The following is a 14,397-nucleotide window of genomic DNA, read 5'->3' as shown; positions in this document are numbered from 1 at the left end:
TTTGAAAAACAGTAAAAATAAACTCTTTTTTACGGTCTTCAGCACAAAGAAACTCAATAATCTTAAAATTCAAACTTTTACAAATGTTAAAAAAAAGCAAATACATTGGAAACTGCTTTGGTATTCAAAGTTTCCGTTTTACATTTGCTGAAAATTTTAACATTCCTAAAAATGACAATTACTTTAAAAAATAGCTTCACATTACAGTTACTAATTACACTTAACCGATCATGAAAACAAAATGGACAATTGATTCTAGCCAATCTGATGTAATGATAAAAATGAGACATTCTATAATCGCATATTTAGCAGGTACGATCAACAAATTTGATGGACATATTGATATTGAGGACAATGAAATAAAAGATGCCTCTGTAGAATTTTCGCTTGACGTAAATAATAAAGATGCCAAGCTCGAGCAAATAGACTCCCATTTAAAAATGAATGATTTATTTGATGTTAACCAATATCCTATCATCCAATTTAAATCTACTTCATTTGAAAAAATCAATAAGAATATTAATTTTTTAAAAGGCAATCTTACTATCAAAAACATTACTCGATCTGTAGAACTTGACGCTGAGTTTATGGGTATCAATGATTACAATGGTGATAGAAAAGCCGCATTTGAAGTTACAGGAAAAATTAATAGAAAAGATTTTGGACTAACTTACAATTCCTATAATCACACAAGCGGCTTAGCACTTGGACAAGATATTAAATTAATTGCTAATTTGGAATTTGGAGTTTAAATCTTAGTTTAAATAATTGTTAATTAATTCTAAAATTTGTGGAAACTATTTTAGTACCTAAAGTTTCCTGCTTACATTTGCACTTTATTTTTAACGATAAGTAATGAGAACAAAATAATGTCTCGTTTTTTAACTTCATACGAAATTATAGCACATATAAGTTTTATCATAATCTTTCTTGAATGAGTTGATAGGCCTTGTGTGATTAAATGTTTAATTAAACAACGAATAGTTTTTGCTACTTAAAAATCTTTTCTAACTCAATTAAGAAATTAGAATTTATTCAACAAACTAGATGAAAGAAAAAATAATATCTAAAGCAAAGGAAATGTTTTTGAAACTAGGTTTCAAGAGCATCACAATGGATGATATTGCTGGAGAGATGTGCATTTCTAAGAAAACAATCTATAAATATTTTGCCAATAAAGAATTATTGATTGAAGAAAGCGTGCAAGTTATTCACACCGAAGTCAATGACATCATTGCCGAAATTACCTCGAAAGATTTTAATGCAATCGAAGAAAATTTTAAAATCAGACGCATGTTTGATGATATGTTTAAGTCCACTGACACTTCGCCCATTTATCAATTAAAAAAGCATTATCCCGAAGTGTATTATAAGGTTGAAAAAAATCAAATAGAAATGTGTCAATCTTGCTTTAAGGAAAATATCCAAAAAGGAATTGCACAAGGACTTTATCGCGAGGAGATTAATATTGATGCTTACGTAAGTTTTTATTACGCATTAATTTTTACCATCAACGAAAACACGAGATCCGAGAGAGAGGCTTTTGCACTAGAAATGCAAGCGTTAGAATACCACACAAGAGCCATGGCAACAGCAAAAGGGATTGCTGAGCTAGAGAAAAATTTACTAAATCCAAATATATAATAATGAAAAATTCAATTTTTATACTTCTTTTAACTTTTACGCTAGGCGCTCAAGCGCAAGTAGTCAAAACGCTTACCCTTAAAGAGGCGATCAGCTACGCTTTAGAAAATAAAGCTGATGCAAAAAAAGCAAGGTTATCTGTAAAAAATAACGAATATCAAATTCAAGAAACACGCTCAGGAGCGTTACCTCAACTTTCTGCAAATGGTAACTTAACATACAATCCCATACTTCAAACAACGGTAATTGATGGAGCTGGTTTTGGTCAACCTGGTACTATAATTCAAGCTGCTTTTGGTCAGCCATGGATTTCAACAGCAGGACTTTCAATGACTCAGGCACTCTTTGATCAAGCAGTATTTACTGGTTTGAAAGCGGCAAAATCAACTAGAGAGTTCTATCAAATAAATGAGCAATTAACTGAGGAACAAGTTATTGAACGAGTTGCTAATAATTATTACCAAGTGTACGTGCAACGCCAAAAACTCACAGTACTTGATAGCACCTACAAAAACACCACTAAAGTAAAAAATATTATTAAAGGACAATTCGATAATGGATTAGCTAAGAAAATTGATTTAGATCGAATATTAGTTAAAATTTCTAATATTAACACGATGCGTCAGCAAGTGATTAATGCAGTACAGATTCAAGAGAACGCATTGAAATTTTTTATGGGAATGCCTATTGAAACCCAAATCGAAATCCCACAAAAAGCTTTTGATGTAAGTGTGCAATCATTAGTTGAGACACCAAATACCGCCAATAGAAGCGAGTATTTACTACTTAAAAAACAAGAAGAATTATTGATATTTCAAAAAAAGTCAATTGAAGCCTCTTATTATCCCACATTATCGTTAACTGCTGGGTACAATTTTATTGGCCAAGGTCCGCAATTTCCTCTTGGAGGAAAACCCGTTGACGGCGTTTACTGGTCTGACTTTTCCTCTATCGGATTAAACCTGCGAGTACCTATTTTTACAGGATTTAGCACCCGATCAAAAGTACGTCAGGCAGATATAAAATTGCAAACAGTTAAAGTAGATCTTGATGACACAAAATTATCGCTTGATTTGGCTTTCGCCAATGCCAAAACGCAAATTGACAACAGTTTGATAACGATTCAAAGTCAAAGAGAAAATGCGCAACTAGCAACAGAAGTTTTAGACAATACTAGAAATAATTATATTCAAGGATTAGCACCATTAACGGATTTACTTGATGCAGAAAATTCATTAACGGAAGCACAAAATAATTATACGACGGCCATATTAGATTACAAACTTGCAGAAATTCAATTAATCAAATCAAAAGGAGAATTAAAATCATTATTAAATAACTAAGAACATGAAAAAAATTATAATAACAGTAATAGTCATTTTAGCTGCACTAGGAGCTATAGCATTTGTTTTAACAAATAATAAAAAAGAAAACGAAGCAAAAATAGCTGTTGTCGCTGAGAAAAATGCTACTGTTTCTGTGAGAATTGATACTGTGAAAACAGAGGAGATTACTCTAGATTTCGTGTCAAACGGAAATTTTGAGCCGGTGCAAGAATTAAAATTTTCAGCTGAAAAATCAGGAAAAATAACTAAAATTCTAGTGAAAGAAGGTGATTATGTTTCAGTTGGACAAACCCTTGCTGTTGTTAGAAGTGATATTGTAAACGTTAGTGCTCAAAATGCAAATGCAGTTTATCAAAATGCTGTAAATGACTATAGCCGATTTGAAAATGCCTTTAAAACTGGTGGTGTTACTAAACAACAATTGGATCAGGCAAAACTAGCGATGGTTAATGCTAAATCACAATTAACGCAAGCGAATATCAACGTGGGCGATACTAGAATCAAAGCGCCAATAAGCGGTTATATTAATGCTAAATACGTAGAAGTAGGATCGATAATTTCAGCAACTCCCGCAACTCAATTGTTTGATATTGTCAATGTTTCTAAATTAAAATTAAAGGTAAACGTTAGCGAAAGTCAAGTAGCTAGTTTGAAAGTAGGAAGCAAAATAAATGTTACCGCGAGTGTTTATCCCGATGAAACTTTCTCTGGAAAAATAACATTTATTGCTGCTAAAGCTGATGAGCGTTTAAACTTTCCAGTTGAAATTGAGATTTCAAATAACGCGTCTGCTGCTTTAAAAGCGGGAATGTATGGTACAGCAGAATTTGCATCAAACCAACAAAAACGATCGTTGAAAGTTGTTCCTAGAAATGCGTTTGTAGGAAGTGTAAGCAGCAACCAAATTTTTGTACTTGAAAATGGAACTGCAAAACTTAAAAAGGTAACTGCTGGAAGAATCATTGGTGATAAAGTTGAAATTCTTGACGGACTAAACGATGGCGAAAACGTAATTGTTACAGGTCAAATCAACCTTCAAGACGGAACTAAAGTGGAAGTTATCAAATAGCCATTAGCTATAGCTAAATTAAAACAAACGAAAAAAACATGAAATTAGCAGAAATATCCATAAAACGTCCGTCGTTAATTATTGTATTGTTTACAATTTTGACACTTGGTGGACTGTTCAGTTACAGCAATCTTGGTTACGAATTGATTCCAAAATTTGAGACAAACGTAATTACAGTTGCCACTATTTATCCGGGAGCTTCTCCAAGTGAAGTTGAAAATACCGTTACCAAAAAAATAGAAGACGCGATCGCTTCATTAGAAAATATTAAAAAAATAGACTCTAAATCGTATGAAAGCTTGTCTACGGTTTCTATTACATTGACATCATCCGCTGATGTTAATATTTCTATGAATGACGCGCAACGAAAAATAAACGCTATCATCAATGATTTACCAGATGATGCCGATACGCCTTCATTGACTAAATTCTCTTTGAGTGATTTACCAATTATGACTATCGGTGCCAATGGAACAATGGATGAAGCTGCTTTTTACGATTTAGTAGATAAAAAATTAACGCCCGTACTTTCCAGAGTTCAAGGTGTAGCGCAAGTAAATATCATTGGTGGACAAGAAAGAGAAATTCAAGTAAATCTTGATGCTGCCAAAATGCAAGCCTACGGACTTTCAATTCCACAAGTACAACAAAATATTTTATCTTCTAACTTGGATTTTCCCACCGGAAATATCCAAACAAGGGAACAAAAGATCTTAATTCGTTTAGCTGGAAAATACAAGAATGTTGACGAATTAAGAAACCTAATTGTTTCTTCTAAAGGTGGAATTCAAGTACGTCTTAATGATATTGCTGACGTTCAAGACACCCAGAAAATTACCGAAAAAGTAGCACGTGTCAACCAGAAAAGCGCGATCATTTTACAAATAATAAAACAATCTGATGCTAATGCGGTTGCGGTAAGTGAGGAAATGATTAAAACAATCAGTAAACTAGAAGCTGATTATAAAGCGAATGGTTTAAAACTACAAGTCGCAAAAGACAGTACTGTTTTTACCTTAATGGCAGCCGATGCGGTGGTTCATGATTTACTTATTGCAGTACTATTAGTTGCTTTAGTAATGTTGTTTTTCTTGCATAGCATTCGAAACTCGTTGATTGTAATGGTTACGATTCCCGCGTCGTTAATCGCAACTTTCATCGGAATTTATTTAATGGGCTATACGCTGAATTTAATGAGTTTGTTAGGTTTATCTCTAGTTGTGGGTATTCTGGTAGATGATGCGATTGTAGTTTTAGAGAATATTTATAGGCACATGGAAATGGGGAAAAACCGTGTTCGTGCCGCGTATGATGGAACTGCCGAAATTGGAGGAACTGTGGTTTCTATTACCTTAGTTATTGTAGTAGTGTTTTTACCTATTGCTTTGAGCACGGGATTAGTGTCTAATATTATCACGCAGTTCTGCGTTACCGTAATTATATCAACATTGTTATCATTATTGGCTTCGTTCACTATTATTCCTTGGTTATCTTCTCGATATGGAAAATTAGAACACATAGAAGGTAAAAATCTTTTTGGAAGAATTATTCTTGGATTCGAAAGTTACTTAACTCGTTTCACTAACTGGATTTCTAATTTATTAAACTGGTGTTTAGACCATTATATCAAAACAATTTTAGTGGTTTTAATATTGTTTTTTACATCAACAATTGGATTATTGGGTGGCGGTTTTATAGGTGGAGAATTCTTTGCTGCATCAGACAGTGGTGAGTTTTTAGTTCAAATTGAAATGCCAAAAGACGCTTCATTGGAACAAACGAATTTCATGACTCAAAAAGCAGAAGCATTCTTAAGTAAAGAAGAATATGTTTTTAGCCAAATTGCTACGGTAGGTCAAACTAGTGAAGGATTAGGAGCATCACAAGCTACGGCTTACAAGTCAGAGATCAACGTGAAAATGGTGGATTTGGATAAACGCAGTGAACCTGCAAATGTGTATGCCGCAAAAACAAAACGTAAACTAGAAAAAATATTAGTAGGTGCCAAAGTAAAAACGGTTCCAGTAGGTATTTTAGGAACTGCTGAAGATGCTACACTAAATTTAATTGTGACAGGTCCTGATGTGGAAAGCGCAATGAGTTTCGCGAAAGCAGCAGAAAAAGAACTTCGCACGATTGCTGGAGCAACTGAAATTGAATTATCAGTTGAAGATGGGAATCCAGAAGTGAATGTAAAAGTAGACAGGGATAAAATGGCTGCACTTGGCTTAAGTTTACAAACTGTAGGTATCACTATGCAAACTGCGTTTAGCGGAAACACCGATGGTCGTTATAGAGCCGGAGAATATGAATACGACATCAACATAAAGTACAACGCATTTGATAGAAAAAGTATTACTGATGTAAGTAATTTAATTTTTATCAACGACAGTGGTCAACAAATAAAACTAAATCAATTTGCTACTGTAACCGAGGGTTCTGGTCCGAGTAATTTAGAACGAAGAGACAAATCGGCATCGGTGACGGTGAAAGGTCAAAACGTAGGTGTTGCTTCAGGAACAATTGTTGGGATCTGGCAAGAAAAAATTGATAAGTTGAACAAACCAACAGGTGTAAATTACATTTGGGGTGGAGATCAAGAAAATCAGTCGGAAGGTTTCGGAACACTTGGAATTGCTTTATTAGCTGCTATTATTTTAGTGTATTTAGTGATGGTTTCATTGTACGACAGTTTTGTGCATCCATTTGTGGTACTGTTTGCTATTCCGCTTTCGTTTATTGGAGCGCTGTTGGCTTTGGCTTTGACCAATAATACGTTAAATATATTTACCATTCTTGGTATCATCATGCTGATTGGTCTGGTTTGTAAAAACGCAATTATGCTTGTGGATTATACAAATCAACGACGAAAAGCTGGTGAAACAATTAGAACGGCATTAATCCAAGCGAATCACGCTCGATTACGTCCTATTTTGATGACTACAATTGCGATGGTTTTCGGAATGGTGCCTATTGCATTAGCATCTGGAGCAGGAGCGGAATGGAAAAATGGATTAGCTTGGGTAATTATTGGTGGATTGATCTCCTCATTATTCTTAACGCTTATCATTGTTCCGGTAATTTATGAAATCATGGAAAAAATAATTGCTAAATTCTCTAAAGGCGAAAAAACAGATTATGAATCTGAAATGATCGCTGATTATGAACACAGAGAATTAAGCGAAGATGGTTTTACACCGAAGCATTAATCTTAATTTATAGTAATAAAAACGACCTGTTTATTAGTTTAAGCAGGTCGTTTTTTTTATGCTTGGAAAATTGAGTTTGTTGAAATAACTCTAAGTTGTTGCAAAATATCAGAAGAATTCCTAGCTAATAAATCTCATCGTAGACTTAGCTGGACAATGCGGTTTTTATTTAAATTGTAAATGTGATGCAATTTATTTTTAACAAAGAATCATGTTATTTTATTGCAACTACCTTGAATTATGGGATGTACTATAGAAAATTGAATCATGCGTCAAAATCGATATTTAACGGCGCAAAGCAAATATCTTGGAACAAGTTCAACACTTGACCGATAGAATGTGAAATTGTTTAACGTTATCAAAGTGAATTGGTTCTCATTTAGAACATTATTAAAAATGAGGCGGTAGGAAAATTTACTTTCTACCGGATTGTAGTTTAAAATAACATTATTGAACGAATAATTTTGCTGATTAATAAAATAGATTGCATTGTTGCATTCAGCTAAAATTGTTTTTGAAATAGCGTAATTTATATTTAGAAAGATATCTTGAGTTCTGTTTGTCGTTTTATTATTTTCAAAAACTGATTGACTGTAATTATACGAAAAACCGCCGTCAAAATTTATTGCCTTTTTAAAATAAGAAGTAACAGAATATTTTATTGTATTGGAATAGTTTTCTGAATTCGTAAATTCAGCGGCATTGACGTTTACGGGACTTGAATTCCAATTTTGGATATTTTCTATTTTAGAAGCCAACTTTAATGCCCGGACGTAGTTGACAAAGCTAAAACTCAAATTGTAATTATCTCCACCGCCTGTTTGCTTTAAATTACTAAAATTAAAATCGCTGGTAATCGTACTCTCTGTATTAATAATTGATTTTGATTTTATGTAAGACATAGCTGTATTGACCGAAAATCTTTTTTCGTCTAAGTAAATAGAATAATTAAAAGAGGCAACTGTGTTTTTTAACGGATTTTCATATCTTGTACCTCTAGTAAAACTGCGGTAATCAATCAATTGAAAATTATTAGTGAGCTGATTTATTTCTGGTAAAGTGTTGTTTTCTGAATAGGATAACTTAAAATTACCAAAACCAGTTTTTCTTATGTTAAATGAAAGTGTTGGGTTTACAAGAAAAATAGAACTCGCCACATTATTACTTTCGAAGTTTATGTGTTGTAAACTTACAACAGCTGTAAAATCTATTTTTTTAGAGAAGTTATACCGTATGGCGTTATCAAAAAACAATTTGAGTTGCTTTAAATTAGAATAATTTTCATAGTTGGAAAAACTATTGTTATAAATTACAAAGCTGTTATTAAATTCTTCTTTAGACAATTCAAATTGAATACTATTTGTTACATCAATATTTCTAAATTTCGTTATAAGTTTCGTTTTATCGCCAATGTAAAATAAATTGTTGTTTGCTCCTTGCTTTATAACATCGCTGTTGTTTACATTGAGAAAAGTATTAAGTAAAGGCGAGAGAACATTCACATTTTCCTTTATCTTATCATTTCCAAAATATATATAGCTATTCAAGATTTTATTTTCTGATAGCTGTAATGTGTGATTAAAATGATTGTAAAAGGTATAATTATTATTTTTTGATGATTGATTTATTTGATCCAGATTGAAGAATAAATCGCTATTTGTAGCATTCGGATTGATTTTATAAATGAATAGATTGGTGATATAATTTTTATCGTTTGGATAGTATTTTAGTTCTAATTCAGTTGAAGCAACTGTTTTATGATTATTGTAAAAATTGTTTTCGGTGAATGATATTGGATTTTCTTCTAAATTGTACCTCGTTTCTGAAAATGAGTTTTGATTTTGCCTATCTTCTGCAAGATAAACAACTCCTCGCAAAGACAAATTGTCTTTTATTTTTGTTGCAAAACTTAACGAGTTTAAAAAGGCGTTATTAAAAACACTTTGAGTTTTACTAAAAAGTGCCACTTCATTATTATTAATTTGAAACAGCGATTTAGCTTTGAATTCCAGCCGATCTTCACTGAAGCTATTATTTTCAAGTATATTCGTGGCAACAATATCGGTTGCCTTTTCTCCAAGATTATTATAGTCCGCTAGATAAAAGAGTTTAATTTTTTTTCTTAACAATCCTAAGTTAAGACTTTCTTTCCAGCGATTTTCAGATATTATACCGCTTCCCGCTGTAATATTACCAAACCAAATATTTTTCTTGCCTTTTACTAATTTTAGGTTTAAAGCAACTTTCTCAGAGTTATTGAGTTTTTTTAATATTGGATTATCTTCAAAATTATCAATAATTTGAATCGCATCTAAAACTTTGGCGTCTAAATTTTTTGATAAAAGTTTATAGTTTTTATCAAACATATCTTCGCCTTCTACAAGTAATTTATCAATTGATATACCGTGCGCTTTTATTGTACCATCCTGTAAAACCTCAATTCCGGGGATTTTTTTTAAGATATCCTCGAGTGTTTGCTCTGTTTTGTTTCCAAAGCTAGCCAATTTTATTGTAGTTGTGTCTTGCTCAACTCTGACTTTTTTACTAATTTCAATCACCACTTCTTGTAAAACCTCCACTTTATTCTTCAGAGTGAAATCTTGGCTTTGGCTTGAATTGGTTATTAATTTTGATATTTTACTATACCCTAAACAAGAGATCTCAATTGTAATCGCCGAACTTCTGGGGTTTTGAAATACAATTGAATAGTTGCCATTCTCATCAGTGAAATCATATTCAAGATAATCACCGGTTTCATTTAACAAAGAAACAGAAGCATTTTGAATACCTCTGTTTTCAAGATCTGTAATTTTCCCTTTGATAGTGAACCCTTGAGCCTGAGTGAAAAACGATATAAACAATAAAAAGAATGCGAATGATTTTTGCATCTATTACTATTCAAAAGATTCAAAATAGTGAGACGACATTGGTCCTTTTATCGGGGTCATTCCGGGATAATTTTTAGCAATTAAGATCATTCTCTCATACCCACTTTCAATCTTGTTTTTACAATAAACTTTAAATTCATCGATTGTCAAAAAATTCACATTTTTGTCCTTTTTGCCTTGTCGAATAGTGTAATTTTGCCTAACACTTATAGGATATTGGTATTTTTTAAAATTCCAACTCACATATTTATCTTCGTCATAAGCTTCAAGAATCATTCCTGGTAAACCGTTTAATTTCCAAGGTCCAGAGAAAACTGCTATTTCAGGTGTATACCAGGCATAATATTTCCTCCCTCTAAAGGTTGAAGTTCCTAGAATACAATTGAAAGGACCAATTTTTTTCTTTTGATTGGTAATTTTCCAGTTAAATTTGGGTAAAACTTCCTTCACATACACTTGATTCCCATCTTGTAAATTGAAATAAAGCGTTTTAGTTGCATAATTACATACCACTTGGTTCCCTTGCGGAGAGAGTATTAATCCACTAGAAGTTTTATTGTAGCTGCCGCTACTATTTTGATAATGAGCCTTTGCTTTTGATATACTTATTGCATTTTCTAAAGAATCTTTGGCTACTACGTAGAAGGACTTGTCTTTAGTAAACATAGTGTAGGCATTATACACCTCACCATTTGCGCCGCCCACACCAAAAGCGTCAGTAAATTCATAGTACACAATACCATCTTGTGCATAATTGAAGTTAAAGAATGTGATGAGTAAGATTGTAAAAATATTTTTCATGGAGTTTGGTTTACTTAAGTTGATAAATATAGAGGTAATAGAACTATTGTTTTTTTGAATAAAAAAAATTTGCACTCTGATAATCGAAACTTAAATCTACTATCGCGCATAACTATTCATAGAAATTATTTTCATTCGCTAAACTGTTTTGTTTTCTTGCTTTTTCATAAGTAATCAAAACCTCGTATTTGATAAATATTAAGTATTAGACGCCTTCATTTTATATAAACAAAAATAAATTATAATCAATATCATTATATAATTTCGTAAGACAAATATGAAAAAAAAGAAACAGCAATTTATAAAATAATTCTGAATTTAACGATTATTTAACAAGTTTATTGGCTCAAAAACTTAAACAAAAAAGCTGTCTAAATTTAGACAGCCTTTAACTATAGTATAAGTAATTTTACTTGATTGAAATAATTACAAATTCACTTCTTCTATTCGCTTGGTGCTCTTGCTCAGTGCACTCAACCCCATCAGCACATTTATTTACTAACTGTGTTTCTCCATAACCTTTGGCAGTTAAACGAGTGGCTTCAATTCCTTTTGCAATTAACCACGCTCGTGTAGATTTAGCTCTTCTGCTAGATAATTTTTCGTTATAAACATTGGTTTGTCTGCTGTCAGTGTGCGAACGAATATCGATTTTCATATTAGGATACTGTTGCATTACTGCCAATACTTTCTCTAGTTCAAAAGCAGCATCTTTTCTAATGAATGATTTATCTAAATCAAAGTAAAGAATTGGAATATCAAGTGATTTGGCAAGATCTGAACCTACATCAATTACTTTTTTACGCTTGTCGAGTTCAATTGGACGAATTGTTTCACCACTTGTAGTAGCTATAATTACCTTAGACTCTTTGGTTTCATATTCCACCTTTTCAGCTCTGAGATAATAAATCTTCCCGCAAACTACTTCTAATTTATATTTCCCGTCATTGGTTGAATTAATTTCTTTGATTAAATTAAACTGATCATCAAATAAACTCAATTTGGTATTCGTTAGGATAAGCCCGGTTTCTAAATCAGTAACAATACCTTTTAACACTTGCTGACAAATAGGCTTAGCCGTTTGAACAAACTTATAAATATCATCTAATCCTTTTCCTCCCTCTCTATTTGAAGTAAAAAAGCCTAAATTTTTGTTGCTATCCACTAGAAATCCAAAATCATCTTTTGAACTATTTACAGGTGCTCCAACATTTTGAATCTCCTTGTAATTATTTATTGCAGTTACATCTGAAACAAATATATCTAATCCTCCCAATCCCGGATGTCCGTCACTAGCAAAATATAATTTGTTGTCATTGGAAATAAATGGAAAAGTTTCTCGAGAGGCAGTGTTAATTGGAAATCCTAAATTTTCTGGCGTTCCATAAGTTCCATCGGTATTTATCGTTGCACTAAATAAATCCGAAAGCCCTTTTGTCCCTGGCATATCTGATGCAAAATACAATGTTTTTTCATCAACGCTCAATGCTGGATGTGCGACACTATACTCGTTACTGTTAAAAGGCAATTCTTGAACATTGACCCACTTACCATCTTCTAGATTTGCTTTGTATAATTTTAAAAGCGTAACTCTTTTTGAATCTTTCTGCTTTTTACCGTCTAAATAATTATTTCTTGTAAAATACATTGTTTTGAGATCCTTTGTAAATACAGGTGTAGACTCGTGAAACTTACTATTAACTGCTTTACTGAATGACTTAGGTTTAGTCATCGACCCGTCTGCATTAGATTCAGAAAGATATAGATTTGTAAAATATTCATTATTCCATCTAAACACTTTTTTAGAAACGCCGCCTGTATCTCGTGCGGAGGCAAAAATAAGCTTGTTGTCATAAAGCGCACTACCATAATCAGAATATTCTGAATTTACTCCAGCATCTGCTATTTCAAATCGTCCAGAATTCGCTTTAATGTCTTGCAAATAATCTCTTTGATTTGCAAAAAGTATTGCTCGTTGATCATCAGCAGATTTAGCTATAAATTGTTCAAGAATCTTGTCGGCTTTTGCATAGTTCTTAACTGCTTTGAGCGTTTGTGAATATCTGTAGCAGTATTCCGCTGGTTGATTAGCATTCATGTTAAAAAGCTCTGTGTACCACTTTTCAGCCTTCTCTAAATTTGCAATAAAATAATAGGCATCACCTAACTTCTGAAACATTTTTTCATCTTTATATCCTTTATCAGCCACTCTTTCATAAGTAGCTATAGCGTCGACATAAGAGTAATCAGCGAAATTTTTATCGGCATTACTAATACTCTTTTTTTGGCCTAAACCCTGAAGCGTAAACATCAAAATAACGGCGCAATAACTTAAATTTTTAAAATATATTTTCATCTGTTGATACTATTTATTTTTTAGTGACCCCGATAGATCGGGAGGAATCTCCTTTACTACTTTTTTTGGAGTCGTTACAATTGTTTCGCATGTCTTGATTGCTGTTTGCGACCAAATCTACGTCATCCTTATTTCATTATTTTTTCTTGAATTTAGAAGAATCTAGGGGATGTAAGTCGATTGTATTTATTGAAAAGTTCAAATCGTAAAAACACCTCATGAGAACCTGAATTATAATTTGCTAATCGGGTTGTTTCTAAGTCATAGCCATAACCAATGAACCATGACTCAGTTGCTTGAAATCCTACTAATGCGCTCACCGCAGCACTCCATCTGTAAGCAGCACCAATAGTGAATTTATCATTAAACAAGAAGTTAGCGCTTAAATCCATTTGTAAAGGAGCACCTTGAACTAGTTTAGTCATGATCGCTGGCTTAAACTTTACGTTGTACGCTAAATCAAATACGTGACCCGCTGTAAAATAATAATTAATTCTTTCTCTTGCAATATAAGAGAATGCACCTGGACCCGCATAACGATCAAAATGTTTGGTCTCAAGCAAGTTCGGTGCCGATAATCCAAAATAAGTATTATCAGAATACAAGTACAGTCCAGCACCTACATTTGGCGAAAATCTATTATCGATATTGTTCTCAAAACTGTAATCATTAGCATCATAACGATTGAGTTTAGTGAAATCTACGTTCATAAGATTCGCTGAGGCCTTTATACCAAAAGCCAATTTAAAATCTTCCGAAGTATCTATCGTATAAGAAAGATCAACTGCGATGTTAGATTCCTCTGATGGTCCTATTCTATCATTAATAATTGATGCACCCATTCCCAGTTTGCTATTGTTTATAGGAGTGTGTATGGAAGCTGTATTTGTAACTGGTGCACCGTCTAACCCCACCCACTGGGTTCTATGAAGCGCAAAAATACTCATGGACTGGCGTGATCCCGCATAAGCAGGATTCACGTTGATTGTATTGTACATATAGTTTGTAAACTGGGCGTCTTGCTGCGCTCTAATACTGACAGACAGTAACAGTAGAATTAGTAATAATTTTGTTTTCATGCTCT

At 32.8% G+C, this 14,397-nt stretch carries 9 protein-coding genes; 5 read left to right on the top strand and 4 right to left on the bottom strand.

Translation table 11 applies throughout. The annotated features are described in order from the left end of the window. The first annotated feature begins 230 nt into the window (after positions 1 to 230). From BUB42_RS10100 to BUB42_RS10080, 5 genes are all read left to right on the top strand, one after another. Positions 231 to 752 (top strand): YceI family protein, encoded by a 522-nt coding sequence (locus tag BUB42_RS10100; protein WP_073019785.1) that lies wholly within the window; start codon positions 231 to 233, stop codon positions 750 to 752. Positions 753 to 1,047: 295 nt separating this feature from the next. Beyond that, on the top strand, positions 1,048 to 1,644 hold the full coding sequence (locus BUB42_RS10095; protein ID WP_073019783.1) for a TetR/AcrR family transcriptional regulator: 597 nt from the start codon (positions 1,048 to 1,050) through the stop codon (positions 1,642 to 1,644). A gap of 2 nt (positions 1,645 to 1,646) precedes the next feature. Then, positions 1,647 to 2,987, top strand: coding sequence for a TolC family protein (locus tag BUB42_RS10090; RefSeq protein WP_073019782.1), 1,341 nt, complete (start codon positions 1,647 to 1,649; stop codon positions 2,985 to 2,987). Between the two features lie 4 nt (positions 2,988 to 2,991). After that, on the top strand, positions 2,992 to 4,059 hold the full coding sequence (locus BUB42_RS10085) for an efflux RND transporter periplasmic adaptor subunit (RefSeq protein WP_073019780.1): 1,068 nt from the start codon (positions 2,992 to 2,994) through the stop codon (positions 4,057 to 4,059). Positions 4,060 to 4,097: 38 nt separating this feature from the next. Next, positions 4,098 to 7,268 (top strand): efflux RND transporter permease subunit, encoded by a 3,171-nt coding sequence (locus tag BUB42_RS10080; RefSeq protein WP_073019778.1) that lies wholly within the window; start codon positions 4,098 to 4,100, stop codon positions 7,266 to 7,268. 272 nt (positions 7,269 to 7,540) lie between these two features. Here BUB42_RS10080 and BUB42_RS10075 read toward each other — a convergent pair whose 3' ends face one another. The 4 genes from BUB42_RS10075 to BUB42_RS10060 form a co-directional block, all read right to left on the bottom strand. Then, the gene (locus tag BUB42_RS10075) at positions 7,541 to 10,156 is read right to left on the bottom strand and encodes a TonB-dependent receptor (protein WP_073019777.1); all 2,616 of its coding nucleotides are present in this window, start codon (positions 10,154 to 10,156) and stop codon (positions 7,541 to 7,543) included. Between the two features lie 6 nt (positions 10,157 to 10,162). Further along, positions 10,163 to 10,957: a GLPGLI family protein gene (locus tag BUB42_RS10070; protein ID WP_073019775.1), complete on the bottom strand. Its 795-nt coding sequence runs from the start codon at positions 10,955 to 10,957 to the stop codon at positions 10,163 to 10,165. A gap of 409 nt (positions 10,958 to 11,366) precedes the next feature. Then, positions 11,367 to 13,313 carry an OmpA family protein gene (locus BUB42_RS10065; protein WP_073019773.1) on the bottom strand — a complete coding sequence of 649 codons (1,947 nt, stop codon included), beginning with the start codon at positions 13,311 to 13,313 and terminating at the stop codon, positions 11,367 to 11,369. A 152-nt stretch (positions 13,314 to 13,465) separates the two neighbouring features. Further along, complete coding sequence (locus BUB42_RS10060) at positions 13,466 to 14,392, bottom strand: PorP/SprF family type IX secretion system membrane protein (RefSeq protein WP_073019771.1); 927 nt, start codon at positions 14,390 to 14,392, stop codon at positions 13,466 to 13,468. Positions 14,393 to 14,397: the final 5 nt, after the last annotated feature.

Source organism: Flavobacterium micromati, from assembly GCF_900129585.1.
Classification (GTDB): domain Bacteria; phylum Bacteroidota; class Bacteroidia; order Flavobacteriales; family Flavobacteriaceae; genus Flavobacterium; species Flavobacterium micromati.
Note: the sequence above shows the minus strand (reverse complement) of the source record. Positions and strands in the feature narration are given on the sequence as shown.

Bases quoted from the DNA above. Each gene is read 5' to 3' on its own strand.
- BUB42_RS10100 (WP_073019785.1), top strand. From the start codon at position 231: ATGAAAACAAAATGGACAATTGATTCTAGCCAATCTGATGTAATGATA.
- BUB42_RS10095 (WP_073019783.1), top strand. From the start codon at position 1,048: ATGAAAGAAAAAATAATATCTAAAGCAAAGGAAATGTTTTTGAAACTA.
- BUB42_RS10090 (WP_073019782.1), top strand. From the start codon at position 1,647: ATGAAAAATTCAATTTTTATACTTCTTTTAACTTTTACGCTAGGCGCT.
- BUB42_RS10085 (WP_073019780.1), top strand. From the start codon at position 2,992: ATGAAAAAAATTATAATAACAGTAATAGTCATTTTAGCTGCACTAGGA.
- BUB42_RS10080 (WP_073019778.1), top strand. From the start codon at position 4,098: ATGAAATTAGCAGAAATATCCATAAAACGTCCGTCGTTAATTATTGTA.
- BUB42_RS10075 (WP_073019777.1), bottom strand. From the start codon at position 10,156: ATGCAAAAATCATTCGCATTCTTTTTATTGTTTATATCGTTTTTCACT.
- BUB42_RS10070 (WP_073019775.1), bottom strand. From the start codon at position 10,957: ATGAAAAATATTTTTACAATCTTACTCATCACATTCTTTAACTTCAAT.
- BUB42_RS10065 (WP_073019773.1), bottom strand. From the start codon at position 13,313: ATGAAAATATATTTTAAAAATTTAAGTTATTGCGCCGTTATTTTGATG.
- BUB42_RS10060 (WP_073019771.1), bottom strand. From the start codon at position 14,392: ATGAAAACAAAATTATTACTAATTCTACTGTTACTGTCTGTCAGTATT.